The sequence below is a fragment of the Ignatzschineria rhizosphaerae genome (assembly GCF_022655595.1).
Classification (GTDB): Bacteria; Pseudomonadota; Gammaproteobacteria; order Cardiobacteriales; family Wohlfahrtiimonadaceae; genus Ignatzschineria; species Ignatzschineria rhizosphaerae.
This window is the reverse complement of the sequence record NZ_CP093379.1, coordinates 671,005-697,588: the sequence shown is the minus strand read 5'-3', so window position 1 is coordinate 697,588 and position 26,584 is coordinate 671,005. Positions and strand designations below refer to the sequence as shown.

Genomic DNA, 26,584 nt, shown 5'->3' with positions numbered 1-26,584 from the left:
GAAGATCGCTATCTTTTAAAATAGCGATCTCTTTTAATCCTCTATAACAAGGCATTTGCCTCTGCTAATGTGAAGGTTTCCTCATTGAGTAATTTTTTAAAGCTAGCCTCATATTGCTCATTTAAATCAGGCGCTAATGGATCATAACTTCCGAGCTTATATTTAAGCACCATATGGCTCCATGCTAAGCGCTGCCAATCATTATCATCAATTTGTACTGACTCCCACGCCATAAAGATGGCGGTGACAATGTTATAAAGTGCTGAAGCTGCTTTTCTTGTATCAGACTCGTCTTCTTTATCAATGATCTTGGTAATAAATGCCGTAACTGCATCCCACTTTTCGCGAAGTAATGTTCTTGATTCTGCCGGTATCTTCGAATCCTCTAAAATAGTGGCAACATATTGACTAAGATAAGTCAGTGCATCATTGCGTTTAATAGCTCGCATGACATCTAACGCCACAATATTGCTAGTTCCTTCCCAAATTGAACCTAAATGCGCATCTCTAACAATTCTTGGATCTGACCACTCTTCGATATAACCGCAGCCTCCACGAACTTCCATACTATCTGCGGCTACCGCTCTAGCATCGCGACATGCTCTAAATTTAATTAAAGGCGTTAATACGCGCACACATTTTTTCGCATCCGCATCACCGCTATTGGCAAGCTCTAAAAGTTTAGCAATATGGAAAAACATCGTGCGTGATTGCTCACTTGGCAGCATCATTTTTAATAACTGCTTTCTTTGAAGTGGCATATCAATGAGATATTTATTAAAAGCAATACGATTCTTACAGACATAAAGTGCTTCACCAACAGCCCTCCGCATTAACCCTGCAGCTCTTACACCATTTGATAAACGAGATAAATTAATCATATCGGCCATCTGCTGGAAACCTCGGCCAATTTCTCCTAATAGATAGGCTTTTGCACCTTTAAATTCGATCTCACCACTTGCCATCGAACGGGTTCCCATCTTATCTTTTAAGCGCAGAATATCGTAATGGTTTACTTCACCATTATCTAAATGTCTTGGCAGTAAAAACAATCCAAGCCCTTTCATCCCATTAGGAGCACCATCAACATGTGCTAATACCATTGCTAAATCCGCATCTGGATTGGAGCAAAACCATTTGTCGCCAGTTAAAAACCACTCACCATCTTTCTCTGTTGCTGTCGTTGTGATTCTAGAGACATCAGATCCTGCACCTTGCTCAGTCATAAACATAGCGCCTTGATATTGCGTTTCAAAGTTTGGATCTGTTAAACGGGGTAAATATTTATTAATGAGCTCATCAGAACCATACAGCCTTAAAGTATGGGTTAAAGAGTCGGCCATGCTCACCGGGCAACAAAGTCCAAACTCTGCTTGAACAAAAAGATAGGTTAAGCCATATTTTGCCGCCGGTGGAATTGTTTCAGACCAACCAAACACCCCTTTTTTATGAGACATACTCGAAAGACTTAATTCAGAATAGGCTTTACGCTCTAAGGTGTTAGAAATCGGCGGGTTGTTTACACTTCAGTGTTAAAATAATTTTCTAAAACTTCATAAGGCGTTAAACCATTAATACCCTTATGAGGTTTTACTGTGTTGTAATAGTTCAAAAATCGTTTTAGCTTCTTTTTCCGATCATCTGAACTGATAAACTCCTCCTGATTATGCCACATTTCCATGAGTGTTCGAATGACTCTTTCTGCTTTTCCATTCGTTTGAGGGCAAGCTGGCTTTGTAAACTTTTGATTAATCTTATGTGTTAGACACATTTCGACAAAGGCATGTTCTGATGTACCTTTATACTCACGACCATTATCCGAATAGGTGCATTCTACAGTATAGGGACACTGTTCTAACAGATCCCATCGAAGAAATTCAGCAGCACTAAACTGTGATTTATCAGGATAAATACCGGCATAAAGTTCTCTTGAAAAATCATCAATTCCTACAAATAAATACTCTCTAGTGCGATTTTTAAGATCCCCTTTTAAAAGAGGGAGCCGTTTAGTATCCACATGGACCATCTCGCCAGGATAGTTTTTGTTATAACGTTTAGCCCTCTTTTTAAGTTTCTCTTCAATAGATTTTTCAATCTTTGCAAGACGTTTAATGCCATACTTAATTGTTCTATAACGTTCATTTTTACTAGCTAATGGCACAAACAAGTTCAATCTACCTTGTTTTAGTACTTTATAGATCGTAGGTCTGCTTACCATAAAACGCTCAGCTAGATAGGTTACGGTAAATTTTTCTTGATGATGTAATCGCCAAATCTCTTCTCGATGAAACGGCGTTAATTTTGTTTTTCGATGGATATTCATAACAGTATTTTCTCCTAATACTGTAAACAACGCGATAAAATCCTACATCTAAGGCAATAAAAGCAGGATGCTTAATCACCTTTTGCTCATCTAACCCTTGACGATTACGAAGCTGTAAAACAGGAGGGTTTTTGTCAGCCACTAATGCAAGCTCATCTAATTCATTACCCACAGCCCTACCTAAATCTTGAAAAGTAGGGGTTAAGTGCGTCAATAGATTTTGCTCTAAATAGATCTTTAATAGAGCTTGTAACCCTGGGTCCTCATCATAAACATTCGCACCATGTCTATCTGGGATATCCACCATTTGTGATTCATTTAGCATCGCCATATTCCAACTCCTTCTTATATTTGTCCTACTACAGTGTTATGCCAATATAAGAATATTCATTGATAGGAGTAAAATATTAAAATACGATAGTATGATATAAAAAATATATCATTGGGGGAAAAATCATGAACATAAGACAGATCCGGCACTTTATTACAGTCGCCGAAGAGCTTCATTTTGGTAGAGCTGCGGCGCGATTACATATGTCACAACCACCGCTTAGTATCAGCATTCAAAAACTTGAAGAAGATCTTGGTTATTCCCTGTTATTACGTAATAATAAGTCTGTCACGCTAACTCATGCCGGAAAACTCTTCTATAAAGAATCTCTATTCTTACTTAAAAATATTGAAGAGATGAGGAAAATAGGCTGTAAAGTCGCCCACGACACTATCGGCACTTTAAGAATTGGTTTTACCAGTTCTTTGCTTTTTAAAGGTCTTAAAAAATCCCTTGATGATTATCAAAGCCAATATCCTGAAATTTCTATTTTACTCAATGAGATTAACTCTAATAATCAGCTTCTAGCACTGACAAGGCAGCAGATTGATATCGGTTTTGTCCACAACTATCAAGCAGAAGGAAATATTCAAGCTGAGCGCTATTTTCAAGAAGAATTTGTCTGTTGCCTCCCTAAAGATCATCCTTTAGCAATCGAAAAAACACTTGCGCTTTCAAAGCTCTCAACGGAAATCTTCTTGCTCTTTCCTCACGCTTACTCCCCTTACTACCACTCCCGGATTATGGCGCTTTGTGCAAGCTCCAATTTTACTCCTTATATCGCCCATGAGATTGGGAATTGGCTCACCATTATCGAGATGGTGAGCCAAGGCTTTGGAATCTCTTTAGTCCCTGAATCTATTCAAGGCATTAATAATTCTGGCGTTGTCTATATTCCTATCGATAACCATGAGATTCGCTCTGAAACCTACTGTATTTGGGATAAGGATCATGCTTCTAATGCCGCTCTTAACTTTCTCTCTTTTTTAGGGTTAAACCAATAATTATTAGGTTCATCTTATAAATTTTACTAACTAATAATTCTTGATAATTAACGTTCTATAATTAACTATTAAAATTCTATTGAAGTTATTCTTAAACTCTAATTATTTCACTAATTTTCAAATTTGAGCTGACAAATGCTATCTTTACAACGATTATTATCTTTCTGCTTTCTCTTTCTATGCTTGGCCAACAATATGGTTATGGCAAAAGACGCACCTGATATAGAAGCCTTACTAGAAAAAGCAGAACAGGGAAACCCTTACTCTCAATATCAATTAGCGCTCTATTATGAAAAAGGTGAATATGTACTACAAAATTATCAAACGGCCTTCTCGTGGTATCAAAAATCTGCAAATCAGGGAAACGCACACTCTCAAGCAAAAGTAGGTTATTTCTATAACGAAGGATTAGGAACATCCCAAGATTATGAAAAAGCAAGACAATGGTATCTTAAAGCTGCCGATCAAAACCAAAAAATTGCACAGTTTAATTTAGGAGTTCTCTATGAAGCTGGGCGCGGTACTGTACAAAATTATAAAGCAGCATTTTCGTGGTATTTAAAGTCAGCTCTAGAAGACTATACAGATGCGCAAACAAAAGTAGGATATTTCTATGACACAGGTTTAGGAACGCCTCAAAATTATCTTTTAGCTAGAAATTGGTACATAATTGCCGGCGAAAAAGGAGATAAAACAGCACAGCTCAATTTAGCCTTAATCTATGAACAAGGTAAAGGAACAGAGATTGATTATTTACAAGCACTAAAATGGTATCTTAAAGCGGCTGAGTCTGGTGACGTTAATGCCCAAATTACTGTTGCTGATTTTTATCATATGGGCCGACCTAATATTGACATCAATTATATAGAAGCGATGAAGTGGTATCTCATCGCTGTTAAAGATGGTGATTCAAACGTTCAACATCGAATTGGTTACATGCATGAAGAAGGCCAAGGCGTTGATATTGATTACGCAAAAGCTCTTAACTGGTATAAAAAAGCAGCTAAACAAAATAATGCAGATTCACAGACAAATATTGGCTATCTTTATTCTCATGGGCGCGGCGTATCACAGAATCATCATACTGCACTTAAATGGTACTTTAAGGCAGCAGAGCAAAATAATGCTCGCGCACAAAATAATATCGGTAGTGCTTATGAAAATGGAGATGGTATTCAACAAAACTATCAAAAAGCTTTTGAATGGTATCTAAAATCTGCACGCCAAAATGATCCAATGGCGCAAAACAATCTTGGAAAAATGTACGAACAAGGAATCGGCATTGCTAAAAATCAAGTACAAGCCTTTAAATGGTATCTTAAATCCGCAGAGCTCGGATTTAAAGACTCGCAGCTGAAAGTGGGAGAGTTTTATGAGACTGGAAACGGCATTAAACAAAATCTTGCTGAAGCCAAAAAATGGTATACCAAATTTTTGACACAAACTGATCCTAATATGCCGGCATTCTTACAAAATAAAGAACTCCCCTTTTTGCATATGATGATTGGTCAGGCTTTTGATCGCGGTATTAATGGTGTTCCTCAAGATTACCACAGGGCTTATAAGTGGTATTTAAAGGCCGCCACAAAAAATGAATCGACCGCTCAAGTTAATTTATCTTTTCTTTATGCAAATGGTTTGGGAGTTGAGAAAAACCAAGCAAAAGCTAATGAACTGCTTAGACGAGCTTGTAATAATGGCGTAGATCAGGCTTGTAGTTTCCTAGAATAATTCTATTAATAAAAGCTTCATCCAAACTTAAGAAAACCAAACATAAGAAGTTCGCGATATGACTAAGGCTATCGTCAATTTTTTATTAAAAACTCAATGGGGCTAGAAAATGCATGGACAGCCCTGTCTTCGGATGTTTAAAACCTAACTCACTAGCGTGAAGTGCTAAGCGACCCCGGCAAGTAAAAGCCTCACCTTGTGCATAAAACCGATCCCCTAAAATCACATGACCTAAAGATAAGAGGTGAACTCGAAGTTGATGGGATCTCCCTGTAATGGGGGTGAGCATAACACGAGTAAAGTTCTGATCAATATCACGAAGCAACACTTGATACTCAGTAATGGCTTCTTTTCCCCTTTCAAAACAAACCATCTGCTTTGGTCTATTGGGCCAATCACAAATAAGCGGCAAATCCACAACGCCCCCATCTTCACTCATGATGCCCCAAACATCGGCAATATAACGCTTAGATGTCTCTCTTTCTCTAAATTGTCTTTTAAGCTCTCTCTCAGCCTCTTTTGTTAATGCAATCACTAAGATCCCACTTGTTGACATATCTAATCGATGGACTGTTTCCGCATAGGGATATTCCCATTGAATACGGGTAATAATACTATCAAATAATTCAGGGGCTTTTCCTGGAACAGAGAGTAACTCTGCAGGCTTGTTAACAACCATAATCTCCTCATCTTGATAGAGAATATCAAGCCAAGGAGATACCGGTGGATCATAATAAAATTCCATTAATAAAAGATAATCCCTTCTGAACTAGCGATTTCTTGTTAATGGTTTAGGCATATTCGCTGAAGTCGTTGCTTTTTTATCAACCACATCAACTAAGCGATAGATAATAGAAGATTGATCAGCAGCCACATGCTCACGACGAGCTTTATCAATTCGCAGGGTATATTCATAGCCCGGCTCGTAATTAAAGCCTTCAATATTGCTATAGAAAAATTCCCAATCTGAATTTGCTGGCGCTTTTACATCAGCAACTTCTTGTACTAATAAGCATTTTTGAGGCGCAACACCAATACAATCTGCTTGAGATGAAGCCACTTTTAAAATGACTTGGTCTTGAGATGTTGAAGCGCAAGCTGCTAATACTGCGCCGGCTAACACCACACTGAATAATCGTTTCATATACTTACTCCCTTTACTAGATAACATTGGATATCGAATAAAAATGTTCATAACATCAATCACCTTATAGTAAGGTGTTAATGAAAAGGTTGATAAACCTTCTACTCATTTTACCGAAATAGGAATAAAGATGTATAAATTCATATTTTTTGTACCAGACTCCCATGTGGATCATGTTAAAGAAGCCATATTTAATGCCGGAGGTGGCAAGATTGGGCAATATTCTCATTGTGCTTGGCAAATACTAGGAGAGGGTCAATTTAAGCCCCTACCTGGTAGCAATCCCTACTCTGGAACAATTGATGAGCTTAAAAAAGTGCCTGAATGGCGTGTTGAGTTAGTCGTTTCTAAAACGTTAATTCAAGATGCCGTTAATGCCATGAAACAGGCGCACCCTTATGAAGTACCTGCTTATGATGTCATTGAGCTCGCAAATTTCTAAGCAATAATTGAAACCACCTAAATAATTAATAATAAAAAGAGGATACCATGAAATATAAATCTCTATTAAGACCGCTACTACTCTCTTTCGCCCTTCTTAGTCTAGCTACATCTGCATTTGCTCAAATTAATGAAACGGTATTAAAAGAAGCAACTGCCCAAAAAGAACCTTTTCTTACAACACTTGAAAAACTTGTGAACATCGAATCTGGCAGTAAAGATATTGAAGGCCTTAACACCATCGCTAATTATCTTGCCACTGAACTTACAGGAATAGGCGCCGAAGTGACGACAATTAATAGCGAAAATATCTACAAAATGGCCGATACACCCGATCAATTAGGCCCGATTGTAAAAGCTGTATTAAAAGGTAATGGCAAGAGTAAAATTATGCTGATTGCCCATTTAGATACTGTTTATTTAAAAGGTGATCTAGCGGCGCAACCTTTTAAAATTGAAGGGGACAGAGCTTATGGCTTAGGGATTATTGATGATAAGCAAGGCGCTGCGCTCATTTTGCATATCGTTAAAATGCTCAAAAACCTCAATTATCAAGATTTTGGTACCATCACCGTCTTACTCAATAGTGATGAAGAGATCAGCTCTCCCGCATCTCGACATCACATTACAGAGATCGCTAAAGATCAAGATATTGTACTCTCCTATGAAGGCAGCGGGCTCTATGGCGATTTACGCCTATCAACTAGTGGCATTGCCGCGGCTTACCTTGAGATTGAAGGCAAAGCTTCTCACGCGGGCGTTAAACCTGAAGCCGGCGTGAATGCTTTAACAGAACTTTCACACCAGATTTTACAAATGCAAGATCTCTCAGATGAGAAAACTGGGCTTAAACTCAACTGGACCATTGCCCGCGCCGGTGATGTTCGCAATGTTATTCCGGCTTTCGCTTCTGCACAAGCAGATATTCGCGCTTTAAAGGTGAGCGATTTTAAAGGCATCGAAGCAGAGCTTCAAAAACGTATTACGCAGAAAAAGCTAGAAGAAAGTACTGTAAACCTTAATTTTGAGATGCGCCGTCCTCCCTTAGAAATTAATGATGCCTCTTTAGCGCTTGCGAAAAAAGCACAGCAAATTTATAAAGATGATCTCAATCTTGATATCAAAGTCATTGATATTGCCGTTGGCGGAGGTACTGATGCGGCTTTTGCTGGATTAGAATCCGATGCAGCGGTGATTGAAGGAATGGGCTTATCCGGCGATGGCGCTCACTCTAATGATGATGAGTATATCTTATTAGATTCCATTATTCCTCGTCTTTATATGTCTACAAAATTAATTATGGATGTTTCAAAAGAATGAATCAAATTGCCGGTGCATCGATTATAAGAAGCACAAGAATAGTTCTATCCGGCAACGTGCAAGCTAATTGGATACACACTCTGTACTCTTAATACTTTTAAAATAGTATTTCTTAAACTAAAGAATCTATATTTAAGAAAAAGCGCCCTTCTTTTAAAAAGAGGGCGCTTTTTTCAACAATTTATTTTATAAAAAAAATCGTTTTTATCTCAGTCTTTAATATCCACTATTACTCAGCATTTTTAGCTTCAAGCACATGTGTTAACCAATGTGATGAGATAATATCTGGCAATCTATTTTGGCTAGTACGTGCAGTAAGGTTATCAAGATCCACATTTTTAAGTGGCTGATCTTGCTGTGAACAGGTAAATACCGCTTGTGTACGCTCACCTGTTACAGGATCAATTTGCCATTGCAGACACTGACCACAAACCCCCTTCATCATACACTGCATTGGGCTACCGATCGTTCCTGTAATATGAAGATCTTCTTTAAAGCGATCATGAAGTGTCCCACCCGCCGAGAGCTCTTTTTGGAAACCCTTGAGCATTCCGGTAGAACCCATTGCCATTAAGCGGTCAACTTCACTCATATCCACAATGCCTTGATCATCAAGCTCACGAATGAGTTTAATCACATCCCACTCAACAACAGAGTGATCTTGTGGACGACGCGCCTCAATCGGATCGCCTTTACCAACCGCCCAAATAATCTGATCTGCACCTTCTTCAAGCTCATCCATATGGTCAACATCCCCTTTTGAGCCCATTGCCGCAAGATAAATCACCTTATTGCCGGCACTACGAAGTGCAAAGCCAATATCAAGCATCACCGCAGCGCCCCAACGACCTGCTACCACAAGGATCGTTTTTCCTGATGGTAGATCGGTTGGTGCCCCTGTTGGTCCTGCTAATACCACTTTATCACCTGGTTTTAAGGATGGAATAAGGCGCTGCCCTGTTCCCCATTGGAATACCAGTAGACGAACCGCATCATCTGTTGAGCCTGTTCCTGAAACAGTTAAAAGTGGAATTTGTAGACGTGTTCCTTCTACAATCTCACTTCCTGATTCAAAGGTCTGCATTCTAAAGAATTGTCCTGGTTTAAAGTTTTTCGCAGCCATCGGTGCTTTAATCCAAACTTCACAAACCGTTGGGTTTGAAGAATCAATCGATTGAATCGTTGCCGTCAATCCTTCTTGCATGGTTAATGATAATGCGCTATTTGCTAACTCATTCGCCGGCAAGCGCTCTAATGCTTCCATGATAAAGCTAGATGATTTCTTCGCACTTGCAATCGCTTTAACAACGTTACCGTTAAAGACAGGATGAGTATCTCCTATATAAGAAACACGTTTTTCACCTCGTCTAAATGAGGTAAATGGCGCAAAGGCTTCCTTATTATTTGTGCCCCAATTAAATGGCACTAAATTCCCCTCTAAATCATAACCTTGGAAATGATGCTTATCCTCAATCTCAATGGATCCTGGATACTCTGTACCATAAATCGTATTAGGAGATGTTCCTGCCGCTACTAATACAGCACGCGCCGGAACAGTAACATCTTCTTCTCCTGATTTTTTAAAGCGAATCGCTTTAACATGACCATATTGGTCAAGTTCAACCCCTAATGGATTGAGCTCTTCGCCAAAGTGAACCCCCTCTTCAAAGGCTTTTGTCACCTCTTCATGGTTCAAGGTATATGCCGGAGATTCTTGCATGGTACGGCGATAAGCAATCATCACACCGCCCCATTTTTTAATAAGTGGGTTAAAGTTTGGTTCAATACCTAAAGCCGCAGCTCTTTCACGCTCTTGACGTACTTCTAAACCGTGAGCTAAAAACTCTGTTAATGTTTCATTATCTTCAGGTGATAAATTCTCACGAATCTTCTCTTCCCCTAAAATCTCCACGCGATGCAATGTTTTTTCTACTTGCTTAATGTAATAAGCTTGCACTTCTGTTGCTGTATCAATTGCCGTTAAGCCGCCACCAATGACAACTGCCGGTAAACGCACCTGAAGGTTCGCAATTGAGCTATCTTTAGCTGCACCTGTTAACTGCATTGCCATTAAAAAGTCGGAAGCTTGCTTCATCCCTTTTGCTAAAGAATTATCAATCTTTAAGACTCTTGGTAACCCTGCACCCACAGCTAATGAGACGTGGTCAAAGCCAAGATCAAAAGCATCATCAAGTGTTAAAGTTCCCCCTAAACGCACGCCCCCATAAATATCCACATTCTGGCGACGAGCAAGGGTTAAATAGATCAGTTTAAGGAAATTTTTATCCCAACGAACCGTAATCCCATACTCTGCAACGCCCCCAAATCCGGCTAAAATACGATCACCCAGATTCTCTTCTAAATCTTCCCAAGACTTAATCGGTTGATTTAAAACCTCTTGTGGAAGTGGCTCAATTTTAAGTCCATCAATCCCGACAACATGGCAACCTTGCTGTGATAGATAGTGGGTCATCGTAAAGCCTGCAGGCCCCATTCCGGCAACAAGCACTTTTCGACCATTTTCTTCATTGGGTAGATAGTTTGTTGGTTTAAGCGGATTCCATCTTGCTAGTAAGTTATAGATCTCAACCCCGTAAGGTAGATCTAAAACAGTGGATAAAACGCCTGTTTCAATTTGCGGGATATTCACAGGTTCTGCACGCTGATAGATACATGATTTCATACAATCATTACAGATACGATGGCCTGTTGCTGGTACCATTGGGTTTTCAACCATGGTAATAGCCAGTGACCCGATAGATAACCCCTCTTTTTCAAGGCGCTGCATCTCGGAGATCATCTCATCTAATGGACAACCTGTTAATGTCTCATCAAAAGGGTTTTTACGATATCCCTTATCAGGCTCCCCTTTTTTCACAGGGAAACCAATACTACAAAAATCCCCATCATGATCGTGACAATACTTACAATATTCGATCTCACTAGCGATCTCATAGCGATCCATGCGCTGATCTGTTAAATCAAATCCATCACGCTGACGAAGCGGTTTTGCACCTACTTTAACAGGAATACCTTGAAAACTCGTCTCTTCAACAGCGACGAGATTATCAAAATCGAGTCTTGCCGGGAATTTAAAGGTAATCCAATTTTCAACACGTTTAATCCCTGCTTCATCTTTCTCTGCTAAAGCGCCCCATTGATGAATCGCTTCAATTTCTGCGGCATTATTTTCAGCATCTAAAGAGAGCGCATAATCAGCGATTTTGGCTTCTAATTCAGGATCACTATCTTCCACCCCAATTTTAGCTAAAAGCGCACTATGATGCTCCGCAAACGTCCCTTCAATCGCTTGGCGATAACGTTTCGCCCCACGTTGAATAAACTGCTCTTTAAATTGCATTAAGCGATTATAACGACCGGCTCTTGCCATTAATGCTTCTGACTCTTTTTCAAGACCAAAGAGTTTAGCAATAAACGTGTTTAGATATTCCCCTAATTTGATTTGAAATTCAGACTCTTCAATTGCAGTAAAGCTTGTCTCGCCACGTCTCCACTGTAAGAAAGTTTGTAATACTTCTTCGGGTAATATTTGTTGATAGAGCGTATCGACTTCCACTAGACCTTCACGATTTTGAAGATCTTGAAAGCTCAAGCCATATTTCTGCAACTGCTCATCTAATACCATGTGTCTTCCTCTAATACTCAACTCAAAATATTTGGGCACTATTATACCTTGAATTTGAAAAAAACGAGGAAGTTAGATCAAAAGCACGCAACTTTAGCTCGTTAGGAAAACATTTTGAATAAAATCATGCAATAAGCGCATTTTTATAAATCATCAATTTCATCATTTTCATAATCATCGCCAGAAAATCCTCGGCGATAAAGGGCAGCCCGAAATTTAAAAGGGTCTGTTTGGCGAATTTTTCGCTCCGCGGTTTTTCGTGCCTCAAACCAATTAATCTCTTTAAATGCCGCATCAATATTTTGTGATGAAATCTGATGCATCCCTGATAACTCATGACGCACCCGAATCGGCCCATATCCTAAATCAGCCCGATTTTTAGCATAACTATAGGCAAAACGCTCAAGGCTTAGATACCGCTTTTCATAGAGCCAAGCGATAATCTCCTCTAAAAGCCATGAAGGACATTCTCGTTGTTGCATCTTTTGCCGAAGTTCGACTTCACTATGTTCCCTTCGCACCAAAAAACTCATCGCTCTTTCGCGCCAATAGCGCCACAGCTTTCTCAAGCTCTCCTCATCTATGCCCTCTTGCGTGGACTGATCTGAAGATTCTGATGAAGTGAAATAATGATTAAGATCTTTTTCCATGACGACTTTCATATTGGTTTAATTGAGAAGCGATAGAAGAGATAATTTGGCTCGCCTTACTGCGCTCAAGCGCTTCTGCCGCGGCCTTTTCTGCAGCAACCTCTTGACGCTTTTTTTTCCAAGCTAATTTTTCAGCCTTTGACTTCATCGGCACAGATTTAATCTTCATTAAAGACTCAAGCTCTTCTTCAAGCGCTCGATCATTTGGATTCTCTGGCATAATAGCAATTCTAAGGGGCGGAATTTTCCACGGCTTTTTAGAGATCTTATTTAGATGATTCTCTAAAGATTGACGTATCTCTTTTTGATAGAAATTAAAGGCCGCCCCAAATTCCGCTCTTGTTGTACCGATCACCCAATAACGCTTTCCTAAAGTTGCAATAAAGAGTCTGCCCTTTAATCTAGGCGGCAAAAACTCTTGAAACCAAGGTTCAATGTAAGTGAGCTGTAACGATCTTTTAAGATAGATTGTTAGCATTTGATAGGGATTTAAAGGACTTCGTCTTCGAGATAATTGCCCAATTTCCGTTTGAACATTGCGCAATTTACTACCAGAAATTCGAGCTTCTGCTAGTTTCTTTCGAGGAACTATATTGTCATCCCAAGGATTTATGTCATGATTTTTCATATCGCTTATTATATCTGAAACAGACCTATAAAATCTATTGCATGCAACACAACACAAAAGAGTGATAAACTTATGTAAGTGATACTCTCTGAGCAGAAAAATTTCTAAAATAAAATTGCGGAATGCGCTATGATAGTGGCACTTTAAAATTAAACCCTACTACTAATAATTAATATATTAAAGAGGAGCTCCCTGACATGCATATTGCTGCTCGATTTGGGCGTTATCTACCCTTGATTTTTGTTTTGGCCTTTACAGTGTATGGGCTTTTTTTTGCACCACACACCACAGGAATGTGGGTACTAACCGGACTGACAGGGCTCCTATCAATCGTCGGACTCGTCGATATCTCACAAAATACTTACGCAGTGCGTAAAAACTACCCTATTATTGGGAACCTGCGTTATATCTTAAAGCATTTCCGTTCTGAAATTCGTCAATACTTTATTGAATCAGATAACGATGCAGTGCCTTTTACCCACGCTGAACGTAAACTTGTTTATGCACGCGCTAAAAATATTGCTCAAGACTCCGTCTTAGCATTTGGTACCTTACAAAACACTTATGAGCCTGGCTATCAATTTGTCACTCACTCAATGGCAACGGTTCCTGCAGCTGATCCTGCGACTTTCCGTGTGACTATTGGGGGTGATGACTGTTTACATCCTTACTCAGCATCTATTTTAAATATCTCAGCTATGAGTTTTGGTGCACTCAGTGCTCGCGCTATTGAGTCTTTAAATGGTGGCGCTAAACTTGGTAACTTCGCTCATGATACCGGCGAAGGCGGTATCAGCCCATATCACCGTAAAAATGGTGGGGACCTTATTTGGGAGCTTGGTAGTGGTTACTTTGGCTGCCGCACGGAAGATGGGCACTTTGACCCTGTCAAATTTGAAAAACAAGCCGCTGATCCACAAATCAAAATGATTGAGATTAAGCTCAGCCAAGGGGCAAAACCTGGTCATGGCGGCGTTCTTCCTAAAGATAAGATTAGTGAAGAGATTGCTGAAACTCGTGGTGTTCCTAGAGATCGTGACTGTATCTCCCCATCAAACCACAGTGCATTCTCAACCCCTATTGAGCTTCTTGAGTTTATCAAAAAACTCCGTGATTTAAGTGGGGGAAAACCTGTTGGTTTTAAACTTTGCGTGGGTCACCCATGGGAATTTATGGCAATTGCAAAAGCAATGCTTTTAACGAATATCCTCCCGGACTTTATCGTTGTCGATGGTAAAGAAGGTGGTACAGGTTCAGCGCCTATTGAGTTCTCAGATCATATCGGTACACCACTACAAGAAGGGCTTCTCTTCGTTCATAACGTATTAGTTGGAACAGGTCTTCGTAAGAAAATTCGTATTGGCGCAAGTGGCAAAATTATTACAGCATTTGATATCACTAAAGCATTGGCAATCGGGGCTGACTGGGTAAACTCTGCACGAGGCTTTATGTTCTCTCTCGGTTGTATTCAATCACGCAGCTGTCATACCAACACTTGCCCAACAGGGATTGCAACACAAGATCCTATTCGTCAAAAAGCATTAGTTGTGGAAGATAAAACAGAACGTGTTAAAAACTTCCATCATAATACGCTTCATGCGCTTTCTGAGATTCTTTCATCAGCGGGAGTTTCGCACCCTTCCAAATTGTTACCACAACATTTAGTAATGCGCTCATCTGAAAATGAAATCCGCCTCTTTTCTAACATTCACTTCTACCTTCCAGAAGGTGCGCTCCTTAAAGAAGAGATTGATAGTAACTACTACTCCACTATCTGGAATAGTGCACAAGCAGAATCATTCCAACCTCGTGTTGTGATTCCAAAAGCAGCATAAGAATTAATAATAAGATCAGTAACACCAAAAAGCCAAGCACAAAATACTTGGCTTTTTTTATGCACTATTAGTTATTAGTCTAGTCGGTTTAAGTTTAAGAAATACTTTTTAAAAATAAAACAATGCAGTACCTGAACCAAATCCGCTTGTATGCAAGATAGAGTGATTCTCATAGCCGATGCCCAGCAATCTTATTTAATTACTTTAAGTCGATTTTACTATAAATCAGAGCTTCCATTCCAAGCATCTAGATAATTTATGAACCTCTTCTAACCCTTCTTTTAATAGTGAATAAGCATCATTCGCTAAGCCCACTTCCTCAACAGAAACATTCGGTCCTGATAGAAATTGATGATTCTCATATAAAAATTTAACCTGCTTTTCAACAACGACTAGCCGAGGAATATCGGGTTCATAATAAAATGGCTTTGAATATTTCTTATCAATAACCTCAATCAATATATACTCCCCTGACTTTTACATCACAACTTCTTTTAAGCTAGAACTACTAGCTAACTTAACAGTAACATTACTTTCATCACAAAGTAATAGAGCGCCTTCTGATGCTTTAATAGTAGATAATTCTAATATTTCGTGACTCGATGCGAAGCTATAAAGGCAAAGTATCGATATAAAAACGCTATAAATTAAGGCATACTTTTTCATCTTTTCTCCTCTATTATCTTAATCTAAATACTAAAATATCTTCCCTCTTCAAAGAACATTAAAAAAATCCCCAATAGCATAAAATCTCTATTGGGGATTTATGACATGTTAAAAGTATACTTTTAACATGTTGCCTGAGGTAATCATAAAGCCTGCCTTAAGGCTACCTCAGCTTCTAATTAGAAGTCTCTAAGATAGTTGACGTTAACACTCTCACCCTCACTGGTAAAGGCGGTATTGATATTAAAATATTTCAAGAATCTATAGCGTAAAATAGCAAAGGTTCCTTCGCTCTCTTCAATCCCCACACCAAGTCCTACATAAAAGCTATTAGCAAAACGCTTGCCTAAACCAATGCCGGTACTACCATTAGGTGTTTCTACAAAGCCAAAATCTGTTAATCCTAACTGGCTAGCAAGGCTTGATTCTGAGCTAGAAATTGGCTCACCCATGGCGATTTTACGCACCATATTTAAGAGCATCAAATTCTCTGTTGGGGATTCTAAGTTAGGGCTTCTGCCTAAGAATAGGTAAGAAGCAATTTCAATATCTGTTAATGCCGGTGATGAATAAAGCTGAATTTTAGGCGATTCAACACTTCCTAAAACCTTCACACCCACCTGCATCTCACGCCCCTCAATCTCATTCACAAACTTACGAGATGCTTGAATATCAAGTGCGGGGTTGGTGATCGATGTGCCAGAGAACTGAATCTTTCCTCTATCAAGCGTTAAGACTTGACCATAGATATCAAACTCCCCTTGCCCCACATTAATCACCCCTAAACCTCTAATGGGCTGCATGTAATCTTTACTGATCTTAAGCCCACCATCTAAGCTTGCTTTAAGGCCTTCCGCCCCTACTAATATCTGCTTCCCTAAGATGATATTGACATCCATCTTAAAGCTATCCATAAAGCTCTTTTCACGAACCTTATCATAACCACCACCCACAATGATCGTATCATCAGACACCGTGACAACTGAGCCACCTGTTCCCATTGAAGAGTGAATATACTTAAGCTCCGGAACTCGCACGGTTCCTTTTAGCTCATATTTATTATCCCCACTTTTGCCAAGTCCAATAAAAGTTAATTTAGGACTTAATTTGACCTTAATATTTTCACTATCTGCTAATAAGAGATTCTCCCCTTCGGCCGTAATTTGGGTACTAAAATTCGCAATATTATAATGCCCATTAACTTTTAAAGCGCCCTCATTCGTCCCAACACTACCTTTAATAAAAAATTCAGGCGTCCCTTCTTTCAGATCCACATTTAAATTAATATCTTTTAAGCGGCTATTTAAGGAAGCGACATATAGTTTTCCATTTTTAATAGATAGGTTAGCGGCAAGTTTGGGGTCTGCAATTGTGCCATGTACTTTTGAACTAAAACCAACCTCTCCGCCTAAATCTTGCAATACCGGCATTAATGGAGAGATCCAATCAAAACTTGGAATGTTGGCCTTTAAATCTACATCTACTAAGTTCTCAGCAAAGAGATCATCTAAAGAACCTTTACCATCTACTCGTAGATATTTTCCCCAATCCACATCTAAGGAGCTTGTGACACCTGTGGGTTTTGCTAAAACTTGCAATAAGGTTTTATCTAACGGAATTAACACTTCACGTCCTTGAAGGCGATAACGAATATCTCCTTTAGAGAGTGAAACGTTCACAACACCTAGGAAATCTTCTGTTGTTGAAAACTGACCCGCAATTGTCGCATTAGCTTTCGTATTGACTGAGATATCATCTGGGAGATACTCTTTTAAAAGCGAAGATGGTAAGTTATTGAGCGTCACAACAGCAGTATTAACGCCATCGTGGCTTCTCGCGCCTTCCGCACAGAGCACAACATAGCCTTGCTGATAACAAGCAGGCGTTAATTTAAGCTCTTGTCTTAAAGCATTTAAGTGAAAGTAAGCAGGCTTATTGAGCGAAAAGTTCCCAACAAATGGTGATTTAACCGTAGAGTTTGCTAAATAAAGACTAAATGAAGGATCCTTGCCAAGATCATTTAATGCAGCCATGCCCTCTGAGTGAATCTGCCCAAATGGGCTCTCTAAATCAAATTTAAAATCATGAGATTCTGCTTCCCCTTTTACTCGGTATTCCACCTTTTTTAAGAGGACCTCTATTTTTCCTTGCGGTGCTAAATTTAACGGCACATTTTCGGCATAAGTTACCTGAACATCTTCATCGCCCTCTTTTGTGGTTGTGTCAACAACTGTTAAAGAATCTGCGGCTTTACGCTCAGCATTTAATACCTCTTGAGCAGTCTCGGCTTTAACTAAATCTTTAATAATCAGATCAAAATCAAACTCTTCTGTTAATGTTCCTTCTAAATTCATAGAAAGCGCCGCTAGGTAAAATTCATTAAATTTAAAACGATGCATCTCAAGCGCCGCTACCGCATCATAGTTTTCATGATTGCCTTTTAAAGTTAATGACTCAAGCTGTAAACCAAATGCTGAAACACCCGTGATCGCCATATCTGCCGTTAAAAGAGGCTTCATTAAATCCCCTTTTAATACCACATCTCCCATTAATGAGCCGCGAATATCAGGATGAAATTGCGATAAATATGGGGCATTCATTTTTAATGCTAAATCAAAATCTAACGGCTTATCTAATGCCCAATCACTATTTAGCATAATCTGATTGGCTAAGTTTTTAATATGAAGGTAACTTTTGACCTCATTAAGTGAACTCACCTCATTTTGCACTTTTAGCAAAATAGGGTCATTTAACATATTAGACCAGTCAATACGCCCATCAAGATCTAACGTAAATTTCTCTAATTGACCATTTAAGGCTGTATTGATTGCAATATTTAGCTCATTATCTCTGACATAAGCATCTTGCGCATATACCGCTAAATTGAGCTTAAAAGCCTCTTCTTTTGCATCCACGTCACCATTAAGTGCAACAACAAAAGGAACATCTATCTCTTCCCCTACTAAGATATGAAGATCTCCCATCGAATTTTTAAGCGTGACTTCATTATCTAATAAGCGTGCATCTTCTATCTGAAAGTCATTGACTGACAGATAAAAATCATGAATTTTTAAAGTGCTATTAGCTAGATCTAATCTGTTAACCTTAGCATTAATAGGAATATTCAAAGATTTTAGAGAAAAAGGTTCTCTATTTTCCTCTTCAACTTTCTCTTCTTCTTGAAGCTCTATCGGCGTAAAATCAAGATTCGCACCTGTTACTTCGAGCGAATCGACCATCACCTCTTTATGCAGTAATTGCCAATAATCCCATTTAAGTGAAACAGAAGGGATCTCAAGCGGCTCGTAATTAGGCAGCGTTAAGACCATATTTGTTAAGGTAAAGCGCTTACCTAATCGTCCTTCAGCACTCTCAATAGAGACATAATCACCCGCATAGCGGTTTGCTAAATGCGTTAATGTTTTAAGCCCTGCTTGAGTATCAATAAAGAAATAGAGAAGCAAGACTAGTAAAATTATGAGCATTAAACTAGTACTCAAGAGCCAAACGATCAAACGACCAATTAAAGAGCGTTTTTTCTTCACCCGTCTCTTTTTTAAAGACGATTGCTCAGCCTGAGAAGCATCATCCGTAGTTTTCGGGCTATTTTCGACTGATGGATTATTAATATCTTCTCTCTGCTCTGGCATTATCTCTTTTTTTCCTTCCTAAAATAGGTGGCCACTATCCATATTTTACATGAAAACATAGTGATACTATCGATATGACACTATTTTTAGCATTGCTGCTTCATTATAACAATCAGCAATTTACCATAAAACAACTCATATCTAGATCAATTGATTATATCGGATTATTAATATCAATAAATGAGACATCTAAAGAATATTCTTCCGCTAACCATTTACCTAAGGCTTTTACTCCATCTCTCTCTGTCGCATGATGCCCTGCTGCAATAAAGTGAATCCCAAGCTCTCTTGCAATATAGATCGTTCGCTCTGAAACTTCGCCGGTAATAAAAGCATCAAATCCAGCATTAGCAGCTTCCTCTAAATAATCTTGCGCAGCCCCTGAGCACCAAGCGATACGCTTAATCACCTTCGGTCCTGTAGCTTCAACAAAAGGTTTGCGATTTAACGTCTGCTCGATCATTTTTGCAAATGTCACAATATCCATCCCTTTCGGCAAATCCCCTGTTAAAACAAGGGGTTGATACTCGGAAATAGGCGCGATATTTTGTATATTCCACATTTTTGCTAGTTGCGCATTATTTCCAAGCTCAGGATGTAAATCTAAAGGCAGATGATAAGCATATAGATTAATTCCATTTTCAATTAAACGCTTAATACGCTCGTACTTCATCCCTTTAATAACAGGTGTTTCACTCTTCCAAAAATAGCCATGATGCACCAAAATAGCATCAACGCCTTGTTCTATTGCAACGTCAATCAACTCAAGACTTGCTGTGACACCCGTTAAAATCTTTTTAACCTCAGATTTCCCCTCAATCTGTAAGCCATTTGGGACATAATCTTTGATGGAATAGCTCTCTAATTTCTGGCTAATGATTTTTTCAAGTTCTAAGTTATTCATCATCTTATCTCTTATTCTCAAAGTAAATTATTCTCAAGGTGAAAAATGGCCCTTAATATGGGGAATACTGCTTTATCAAAATGATCTATTTAGCTTAATAATTGATCGCAGTTTAATCAGGCAAATATTCTCACATTATACCTGAAAATTCTCTCTACTTGAGACCTTGAAAATCAATCTTTTTTCTCTCCCTATTTTAATAGTTATTTTCTATACTTTTGAGGAGAATTTCCCCTCTACATGAAAATGATTGTTATTACAATCAGCCTTCCGTGCAAGTTAATTGATATAGAACAAGTTATTGCTATTTTCTAAAACGTTATACAAATTCAAGATATATAATGCGTCGTTTATTTTATTTTGAATACCATCGCCAGATAACGCTTGTGATTTGCTAGCTTGCTTAGGAATCAACGTTACATATGAGATAAAGGATGCATCATGCAATTATCAAGACGGCAGTTTTTTAAAGTATCCGCCGGTACCATTGGTGGAACAAGTCTTGCAGCACTTGGTTTAATGCCAAACATTTCTGAAGCCGCTGTTAGACAATATAAACTTCTTAAAACAAAAGAGACACGTACCGTCTGCACCTACTGCTCTGTAGGTTGTGGCATGTTAGTCTACTCTATGGGTGGTAAACCTAAAAACTCTCACGCTGAGATTATCCATATCGAAGGGGATCCTGATCATCCTGTAAGCCGTGGTTCACTCTGCCCTAAAGGCGCTGGTGTTATCGACTTTGTCCATAGCCCGAACCGTGTCAAATACCCTGAGGTTCGTCGCCCTGGTTCTGATAAATGGGAACGAATTTCTTGGGATAATGCAATTGATGAAATTGCCCGCTTCATGAAAGATGATAGAGATGCCAATTTCCAAGAAAAAAATAGTGATGATGTCACCGTTAACCGCTGGACCTCAACGGGATTTTTAGCAACCTCAGCCACAACTAATGAAAACGGCTTTGTCACTGGTAAATTTGTGCGCTCACTTGGGATGCTTGCAATCGATAACCAAGCACGTGTTTGCCATGGATCAACTGTGGCGAGTTTAGCCGCGACATTTGGCAGAGGCGCAATGACTAACCATTGGGTGGATATCCGTAATGCTGATGTTATCTTAGTTATGGGCGGAAATGCCGCAGAAGCTCACCCTGTTGGCTTTAAATGGGCAATTGAAGGAAAAAAACGAGGCGCACAACTTTTATGTGTCGATCCTCGATTTAACAGAACCGCTGCCGTTGCAGACTTTTATGCGCCTATTCGCTCAGGCTCTGATATTGTCTTTCTTGGTGGACTGATTCGCTGGTTAATTGAAAATAATAAGATTAATTGGGAATATGTCCGCGAATATACCAATGCTAAATTCATTATGCATCCTGATTATGACTTTGAAGATGGTTTCTTCTCAGGCTGGGATCCTAAAGCCGAGAAATATGAGCGTGAATCATGGACTTATGATCTTGATGAAGAGGGCTTTGCCAAGATCGATACCTCTGAAGATTTCTCCCATCCTCGTTCTGTCTTTAGTCAAATGAAGAAGCACTATGAGAAATATACCCCAGAGATGGTAAGCCGCGTCACAGGTACGCCGATTGAAGATTTCCTTCATGTAGCAAAAACGCTCGGGGAATGCTCTGTTAATAATCGAGTTTCAACCATTCTTTATGCTTTAGGCTGGACACAACATACCGTTGGAACACAGATGATTCGTACTATGGCAATGGTACAGCTTCTTTTAGGTAATATGGGAATTCCAGGTGGCGGTGTTAATGCCCTTCGTGGTCACTCCAATATTCAGGGCTTAACAGATCTTGGCTTACTCTCTACTCAGCTTCCGGCATATTTAAATCTGCCTAGTGACTCACAAAGCACTTATGAGAAATATATCTCTGAAACGACTCCAAAAGCGCTTCGTCCTGAGCAGATGAACTATTGGAAAAATACGCCCAAATTTTTTAATAGTATGATGAAGACCTTCTACGGTGAGCATGCGACTAAAGAGAATAATTTTGCGTTTGATTACCTTCCTAAATGGGACAAAATGTACGATATCATTCGTTCATTTGAAATGATGAGAACTGGCGAAATGCATGGTTATATCTGCCAAGGCTTCAATCCTCTTGCGGCGATTCCTGATTCTAATAAAAACCGTCAAGCGCTTGCGAAACTTAAATATCTTGTTGTGATTGACCCACAAACGACCGAAACAGGTAGCTTCTGGGAAAATCATGGTAAACATAATGAGATTGATTCAAAAGATGTGATGACAACCGTTTATCGTCTTCCTGCGCACTGCTTTGTGGAAGGGATGGGTTCTATTGTCAACTCTGCTCGTTGGTTACAATGGCACTATCAAGCGGCTGATGCACCGGGTGAATCAAAGGGCGATACAGAAATTCTTTCTCGCTTACTCTTTAAGCTACGTGAGCTTTATAAAGAAGAAGGCGGTGCTTATCATGAGCCAATCATGAATATTCAGTGGAACTACGCTCAGCCGCTTCACCCAACTTCAGAAGAGATCACTAAAGAACAAAATGGATATGCCTTAGAAGATCTCTATGATGCAAATGGTAAGCTTATTCGTAAAAAAGGCGAGCTGTTAAGTAGCTTTGCCGAAATTCGTGATGATGGTTCAACTGCTTCTGGGTGTTGGATCTATGCAGGTTCTTGGACAGAGGAAGGTAACCAAATGGCGCTACGTGATAATAGCGACCCTTCTGGTTTAGGTATTACTGCTAAATGGGCATGGGCATGGCCTGCTAACCGCCGTATTCTCTACAATAGAGCATCTGCGGATAGAGATGGTAATCCATGGGATCCTAAACGTCGCCTCTTTAAATGGAATGGCGCTAAATGGGTAGGTTGGGATGTTCCTGACTTTGATGCAACCGCAAAACCTGGTAGCGAGATGAACCCCTTTATTATGAACCCGGAAGGGGTTGGTAGACTTTCATCAGCCGATAAACTTGTCGATGGTCCTTTCCCAACGCACTTTGAAGCGATGGAAACACCTCTTGGTTATAACCCGCTTTATACACCGGTCAATAACCCTGCGGTACGTATCTTTAAACGAGATCGGGAGCTTTTAGGATCTCATGAAGATTTCCCTTATGTAGGAACGACTTACCGATTAACAGAGCACTTTCAGTTCTGGACTAAAAATGCCCTTTTAGCAGCGATCACACAACCTGAACAGTTTGTGGAGATTAGCGAAGCGTTAGCAGCGGAAAAAGGTATTAAAATTGGCGATAAAGTAAAAGTCTCCTCTAATCGTGGTTATATCGAAGCAGTTGCGGTGGTTACTAAACGTATCATGCCTTTAACCGTAGATGGAAAAACCATCCATCAAGTAGGCGTTCCGCTTCACTGGGGATTTGAAAGTGTTGCTAAAAAAGGCTTTATGACCAATTTCCTCCCTGTTGCTGTGGGGGATGCAAATACGCAAACTCCAGAATATAAGACGTTCCTTGTGAATGTTGAACCCCTTAACGCTTAAAGAGGAAGTAGAAAAATGATTTTAGAATCTTTAGATATCAAACGCCGCTCTGCAACCTCCACCAAATCGCCGGATGTGCGTAAACCGATTGCAGAAGTTGCAAAACTTATTGATGTGACAACCTGTATTGGTTGTAAAGCTTGCCAAGTTGCCTGCTCTGAATGGAATGATATTCGAGATGTTGTAGGGACTTGTGATGGTACTTACAATAACCCACCTGATTTAACGAATGACTCATGGACGGTGATGCGTTTTAATGAAACCACAGAAAATGGCAAACTCGAATGGCTTATTCGTAAAGATGGTTGCATGCATTGTGAGGATCCTGGTTGCTTAAAAGCATGCCCATCACCAGGGGCTATTGTGCAATATAACAATGGAATTGTGGATTTTAACCAAGAGAACTGCATCGGCTGTGGTTACTGTATTACCGGTTGCCCTTTTAATGTTCCTCGCTTAAGTAAACGAGATAACAAAGCGTACAAATGCTCGCTCTGCTCAGATCGTATTGCTGTGGGACAAGAACCTGCTTGCGTTAAATCTTGCCCAACAGGCGCGATTCAATTTGGCTCTAAAGAAGATATGAAAGAGTATGCATCAACTCGTATCAAGGACCTTAATGCTCGCGGCTATGAAAATGCCGGTCTTTATGATCCTGCAGGCGTTGGGGGAACACACGTAATGTATGTTCTTCACCATGCCGATAAACCTGAGCTTTATAGCGGTTTACCAAAAGATCCACAAATTAGCCCGATCACAAGCCTTTGGAAAGGATTATTAAAACCGCTCTCCACTTTTGGAATTGCAGCAGCAATCTTTACAGGTTTCCTTCATTATGTGACAGTTGGGCCGAGCCGAGCGGATAATCCTGATGAAGGAAAAGAAGTGATCGATCCTAAAAAATCTAAAGACAAAGGAGAATAATCATGGCTAAAAATAGACTTATTAAGCGCTACTCCGCATCTGAGCGAATCAATCACTGGGTTGTTGCGGCATGTTTTATTCTTTTAGCTTTTTCGGGACTTGCATTTTTCTACCCAAGCTTCTTTTGGTTTAGCCAAATCTTTGGGACACCGCAAATGGCGCGTATCGTTCATCCATTTGTTGGCGTGATTATGTTTGTTGGCTTTTTTGTTCAGTTCTTTCGCTATGTCAGCCGTAACTTTATCAATAAAAGTGATATCAAATGGGCTTTTTCTGTAAAAAAGGTCATTAAAGGCGAACATATGCCAAATGTCGGGAAATACAATGCCGGACAAAAAGTGATGTTCTGGGTGATGACGCTATCGATGATCATCTTAGTTGTGACAGGTGTGATGATGTGGCAGCCCTACTTTGCCAATGAATTTAGCATTCCGCTTCGTAGAGTGGCTATATTACTACATGCTTGGTTTGCACTCATCTTGATCGCTTCTATTATCGTGCACGTCTATGCCGCAATCTGGGTAAAAGGGACAATACGCGCGATGACTGAAGGCGTTGTAACCGAAAAATGGGCCGAAAGCCACCACCCTCTTTGGTATCAAGAAGTAATCGAAGGGAGTGATAAAACAGTGGCTAATATCACAAAAAAAAATAATGTGGAATAAAAGCATGATAACTCCATGATTTATATTACAATAATATTGTTCACTGTGAACGCACCCTAAAAGGTGCGTTCCTTTGTATCTGGAATCTTTAAAATTCCTTCGCACTGATTAAAAAGAGAGATTAATTATGAGCATGATCCCAACTGGTGGCATTAAAGAAATTATCCGCGTTTTACCGCCTAAAGATAGTTACTATCCTTTTCGGCTACAAGCTTTACAAAAGGCTTTAGATAATGATCCTAACTCTCCTGTTATCCCCTTTTTAATGAAGGTTGTGCACGCTCAAGAATCAGCATTTCAAGCACTTAAATCGGAAAAAGCCACCTTTAACTTTCAAGAAAAAGAGCCTTTTTTTGTCATGGATGAAGCAATGCTTCAATGCTTTCAGCAAACCGCAATAACCTTTTGTGAAGCGCTTAAAGCCCGTATTGAAACTAAAAATAGTAGTGATTATAGCGAAATCTTAAAAGCAGTTAATGCACTTAGCACGGCAATAATAGATAAAGAGAAAACAAAACAATATTTTGAAAACATTATTACACTTGATTTAGAAGCAATTCCCGCACATCAACGTCTTTTTCTCTTAGCTTCTATGCAAGTCACCCTTCACTTTGCAGCAACAAACTTAAAAGTTGATGAGCAATACTTACTAGAAGCGCATGATCTTTGCCCTTGCTGTAAAATGCCGGCAATCAGCAGTGTTTTAGATAACTCTGACGGCGGATTACGCTATCTTTACTGCAGTTTTTGTGAAACAAAGTGGCATGTTGTTCGTAGTACCTGTACGGAATGTACAAGTAATAAATCGCTCTTTCAAACAACGATGGAAGCCCTTGATAGCCCAATGTCAGCAGAAGTTTGTGGTGAATGTAATACCTACCTTAAATTTCTTGATCGCACAAAAACCTTAATTGCTGATCCCTTTATCGAAGATCTCTTAACGCTTACGATTACCATTAAACTCACCGATAAAGACTTTCATACTTTTGGATTAAATCCTTATTTTGTCTAAAATAAAATAACGCCATTATTATGAGTCTAAAGAGAAACTTTAACTATCATAAATTCGGTTTAAGAAAAACTACTAGCGCGGGGTTTTGGGAAGAGCGTAAGCATTCCCTTTAGCCTTTCATAAATTGATAAAGGTGCGTATTAAATAGATTTACAAAGTGCCAGATAGGATCAACTCCTTGCTTCTCATAGCCGATATACCGGCATTTGAGT

At 39.5% G+C, this 26,584-nt stretch carries 20 protein-coding genes and 1 pseudogene; 9 read left to right on the top strand and 12 right to left on the bottom strand.

The genetic code is table 11. From position 1 onward, the window contains the following. Window positions 1–41: 41 nt before the first annotated feature. The 3 genes and pseudogenes from MMG00_RS03025 to MMG00_RS03015 all read right to left on the bottom strand — a co-directional run. Window positions 42–1,526 (bottom strand): annotated as a pseudogene (locus MMG00_RS03025) (acyl-CoA dehydrogenase family protein); the annotation flags it as partial. Further along, window positions 1,520–2,323, bottom strand: coding sequence for an integrase core domain-containing protein (locus MMG00_RS14280; RefSeq protein WP_242153261.1), 804 nt, complete (start codon window positions 2,321–2,323; stop codon window positions 1,520–1,522). The gene MMG00_RS14280 and the pseudogene MMG00_RS03025, both read right to left, overlap by 7 nt. Next, complete coding sequence (locus MMG00_RS03015; protein WP_242151222.1) at window positions 2,226–2,654, bottom strand: hypothetical protein; 429 nt, start codon at window positions 2,652–2,654, stop codon at window positions 2,226–2,228. Before MMG00_RS03015 ends, MMG00_RS14280 begins: the two co-directional genes overlap by 98 nt. Before the next feature lie 125 nt (window positions 2,655–2,779). On the opposite strand from MMG00_RS03015, the gene MMG00_RS03010 reads away from it, so the two are divergent. Further along, window positions 2,780–3,658, top strand: a complete 879-nt coding sequence (locus MMG00_RS03010; protein WP_242151219.1) for a LysR family transcriptional regulator — start codon at window positions 2,780–2,782, stop codon at window positions 3,656–3,658. 201 nt (window positions 3,659–3,859) lie between these two features. Beyond that, window positions 3,860–5,389 (top strand): SEL1-like repeat protein, encoded by a 1,530-nt coding sequence (locus tag MMG00_RS03005; RefSeq protein ID WP_242151216.1) that lies wholly within the window; start codon window positions 3,860–3,862, stop codon window positions 5,387–5,389. Between the two features lie 85 nt (window positions 5,390–5,474). Here MMG00_RS03005 and rluA read toward each other — a convergent pair whose 3' ends face one another. Both rluA and MMG00_RS02995 read right to left on the bottom strand, forming a co-directional pair. After that, on the bottom strand, window positions 5,475–6,134 hold the full coding sequence (gene rluA / locus MMG00_RS03000; protein ID WP_242151214.1) for a bifunctional tRNA pseudouridine(32) synthase/23S rRNA pseudouridine(746) synthase RluA: 660 nt from the start codon (window positions 6,132–6,134) through the stop codon (window positions 5,475–5,477). 24 nt (window positions 6,135–6,158) lie between these two features. Beyond that, complete coding sequence (locus MMG00_RS02995) at window positions 6,159–6,533, bottom strand: DUF4377 domain-containing protein (RefSeq protein WP_242151210.1); 375 nt, start codon at window positions 6,531–6,533, stop codon at window positions 6,159–6,161. Window positions 6,534–6,663: 130 nt separating this feature from the next. Between MMG00_RS02995 and MMG00_RS02990 the strand changes: the two genes are divergently transcribed. Beyond that, complete coding sequence (locus tag MMG00_RS02990) at window positions 6,664–6,975, top strand: YqfO family protein (RefSeq protein ID WP_242151207.1); 312 nt, start codon at window positions 6,664–6,666, stop codon at window positions 6,973–6,975. Window positions 6,976–7,022: 47 nt separating this feature from the next. Further along, window positions 7,023–8,294 (top strand): glutamate carboxypeptidase, encoded by a 1,272-nt coding sequence (locus tag MMG00_RS02985; protein WP_242151204.1) that lies wholly within the window; start codon window positions 7,023–7,025, stop codon window positions 8,292–8,294. Between the two features lie 229 nt (window positions 8,295–8,523). Here the strand turns inward: MMG00_RS02985 and MMG00_RS02980 are convergent, their stop codons facing one another. The 3 genes from MMG00_RS02980 to MMG00_RS02970 all read right to left on the bottom strand — a co-directional run bounded on the left by MMG00_RS02980 (window position 8,524) and on the right by MMG00_RS02970 (window position 13,218). Continuing rightward, window positions 8,524–11,940 (bottom strand): FAD-dependent oxidoreductase, encoded by a 3,417-nt coding sequence (locus MMG00_RS02980; protein WP_242151201.1) that lies wholly within the window; start codon window positions 11,938–11,940, stop codon window positions 8,524–8,526. A 143-nt stretch (window positions 11,941–12,083) separates the two neighbouring features. Further along, window positions 12,084–12,590 (bottom strand): regulatory protein RecX, encoded by a 507-nt coding sequence (locus MMG00_RS02975; protein ID WP_242151196.1) that lies wholly within the window; start codon window positions 12,588–12,590, stop codon window positions 12,084–12,086. After that, window positions 12,574–13,218 carry a hypothetical protein gene (locus MMG00_RS02970; RefSeq protein WP_242151193.1) on the bottom strand — a complete coding sequence of 215 codons (645 nt, stop codon included), beginning with the start codon at window positions 13,216–13,218 and terminating at the stop codon, window positions 12,574–12,576. Before MMG00_RS02970 ends, MMG00_RS02975 begins: the two co-directional genes overlap by 17 nt. Before the next feature lie 197 nt (window positions 13,219–13,415). Between MMG00_RS02970 and MMG00_RS02965 the strand changes: the two genes are divergently transcribed. After that, window positions 13,416–15,053 (top strand): FMN-binding glutamate synthase family protein, encoded by a 1,638-nt coding sequence (locus MMG00_RS02965; protein WP_242151190.1) that lies wholly within the window; start codon window positions 13,416–13,418, stop codon window positions 15,051–15,053. Window positions 15,054–15,278: 225 nt separating this feature from the next. On the opposite strand, the gene MMG00_RS02960 is transcribed toward MMG00_RS02965, so the two are convergent. From MMG00_RS02960 to MMG00_RS02945, 4 genes are all read right to left on the bottom strand, one after another. Further along, window positions 15,279–15,512 carry a hypothetical protein gene (locus MMG00_RS02960; protein WP_242151187.1) on the bottom strand — a complete coding sequence of 78 codons (234 nt, stop codon included), beginning with the start codon at window positions 15,510–15,512 and terminating at the stop codon, window positions 15,279–15,281. Between the two features lie 18 nt (window positions 15,513–15,530). Further along, a complete protein-coding gene (locus MMG00_RS02955; RefSeq protein WP_242151183.1) occupies window positions 15,531–15,719 on the bottom strand; it encodes a hypothetical protein in 189 nt (62 codons plus the stop codon). A gap of 179 nt (window positions 15,720–15,898) precedes the next feature. Then, complete coding sequence (locus tag MMG00_RS02950) at window positions 15,899–19,369, bottom strand: translocation/assembly module TamB domain-containing protein (protein ID WP_242151180.1); 3,471 nt, start codon at window positions 19,367–19,369, stop codon at window positions 15,899–15,901. 154 nt (window positions 19,370–19,523) lie between these two features. After that, window positions 19,524–20,273 (bottom strand): Nif3-like dinuclear metal center hexameric protein, encoded by a 750-nt coding sequence (locus MMG00_RS02945; protein ID WP_242153258.1) that lies wholly within the window; start codon window positions 20,271–20,273, stop codon window positions 19,524–19,526. 441 nt (window positions 20,274–20,714) lie between these two features. On the opposite strand from MMG00_RS02945, the gene fdnG reads away from it, so the two are divergent. The 4 genes from fdnG to MMG00_RS02925 all read left to right on the top strand — a co-directional run bounded on the left by fdnG (window position 20,715) and on the right by MMG00_RS02925 (window position 26,372). Then, window positions 20,715–23,771, top strand: coding sequence for a formate dehydrogenase-N subunit alpha (gene fdnG, locus MMG00_RS02940; protein ID WP_242151176.1), 3,057 nt, complete (start codon window positions 20,715–20,717; stop codon window positions 23,769–23,771). 15 nt (window positions 23,772–23,786) lie between these two features. Continuing rightward, window positions 23,787–24,695 carry a formate dehydrogenase subunit beta gene (gene fdxH / locus MMG00_RS02935; RefSeq protein ID WP_242151173.1) on the top strand — a complete coding sequence of 303 codons (909 nt, stop codon included), beginning with the start codon at window positions 23,787–23,789 and terminating at the stop codon, window positions 24,693–24,695. 2 nt (window positions 24,696–24,697) lie between these two features. Further along, window positions 24,698–25,360 (top strand): formate dehydrogenase subunit gamma, encoded by a 663-nt coding sequence (locus MMG00_RS02930; RefSeq protein ID WP_242151170.1) that lies wholly within the window; start codon window positions 24,698–24,700, stop codon window positions 25,358–25,360. 127 nt (window positions 25,361–25,487) lie between these two features. Next, window positions 25,488–26,372, top strand: coding sequence for a formate dehydrogenase accessory protein FdhE (locus MMG00_RS02925; RefSeq protein WP_242151167.1), 885 nt, complete (start codon window positions 25,488–25,490; stop codon window positions 26,370–26,372). Window positions 26,373–26,584 lie beyond the last annotated feature (212 nt).

Bases quoted from the DNA above. Each gene is read 5' to 3' on its own strand.
- rluA (WP_242151214.1), bottom strand. From the start codon at position 6,134: ATGGAATTTTATTATGATCCACCGGTATCTCCTTGGCTTGATATTCTC.
- MMG00_RS14280 (WP_242153261.1), bottom strand. From the start codon at position 2,323: ATGAATATCCATCGAAAAACAAAATTAACGCCGTTTCATCGAGAAGAG.
- MMG00_RS02950 (WP_242151180.1), bottom strand. From the start codon at position 19,369: ATGCCAGAGCAGAGAGAAGATATTAATAATCCATCAGTCGAAAATAGC.
- MMG00_RS02945 (WP_242153258.1), bottom strand. From the start codon at position 20,273: ATGAATAACTTAGAACTTGAAAAAATCATTAGCCAGAAATTAGAGAGC.
- MMG00_RS02980 (WP_242151201.1), bottom strand. From the start codon at position 11,940: ATGGTATTAGATGAGCAGTTGCAGAAATATGGCTTGAGCTTTCAAGAT.
- MMG00_RS02975 (WP_242151196.1), bottom strand. From the start codon at position 12,590: ATGGAAAAAGATCTTAATCATTATTTCACTTCATCAGAATCTTCAGAT.
- MMG00_RS02970 (WP_242151193.1), bottom strand. From the start codon at position 13,218: ATGAAAAATCATGACATAAATCCTTGGGATGACAATATAGTTCCTCGA.
- MMG00_RS02965 (WP_242151190.1), top strand. From the start codon at position 13,416: ATGCATATTGCTGCTCGATTTGGGCGTTATCTACCCTTGATTTTTGTT.
- MMG00_RS02925 (WP_242151167.1), top strand. From the start codon at position 25,488: ATGAGCATGATCCCAACTGGTGGCATTAAAGAAATTATCCGCGTTTTA.
- MMG00_RS03015 (WP_242151222.1), bottom strand. From the start codon at position 2,654: ATGGCGATGCTAAATGAATCACAAATGGTGGATATCCCAGATAGACAT.
- fdxH (WP_242151173.1), top strand. From the start codon at position 23,787: ATGATTTTAGAATCTTTAGATATCAAACGCCGCTCTGCAACCTCCACC.
- fdnG (WP_242151176.1), top strand. From the start codon at position 20,715: ATGCAATTATCAAGACGGCAGTTTTTTAAAGTATCCGCCGGTACCATT.
- MMG00_RS02955 (WP_242151183.1), bottom strand. From the start codon at position 15,719: ATGAAAAAGTATGCCTTAATTTATAGCGTTTTTATATCGATACTTTGC.
- MMG00_RS02995 (WP_242151210.1), bottom strand. From the start codon at position 6,533: ATGAAACGATTATTCAGTGTGGTGTTAGCCGGCGCAGTATTAGCAGCT.
- MMG00_RS02930 (WP_242151170.1), top strand. From the start codon at position 24,698: ATGGCTAAAAATAGACTTATTAAGCGCTACTCCGCATCTGAGCGAATC.
- MMG00_RS03010 (WP_242151219.1), top strand. From the start codon at position 2,780: ATGAACATAAGACAGATCCGGCACTTTATTACAGTCGCCGAAGAGCTT.
- MMG00_RS03005 (WP_242151216.1), top strand. From the start codon at position 3,860: ATGGCAAAAGACGCACCTGATATAGAAGCCTTACTAGAAAAAGCAGAA.
- MMG00_RS02985 (WP_242151204.1), top strand. From the start codon at position 7,023: ATGAAATATAAATCTCTATTAAGACCGCTACTACTCTCTTTCGCCCTT.
- MMG00_RS02990 (WP_242151207.1), top strand. From the start codon at position 6,664: ATGTATAAATTCATATTTTTTGTACCAGACTCCCATGTGGATCATGTT.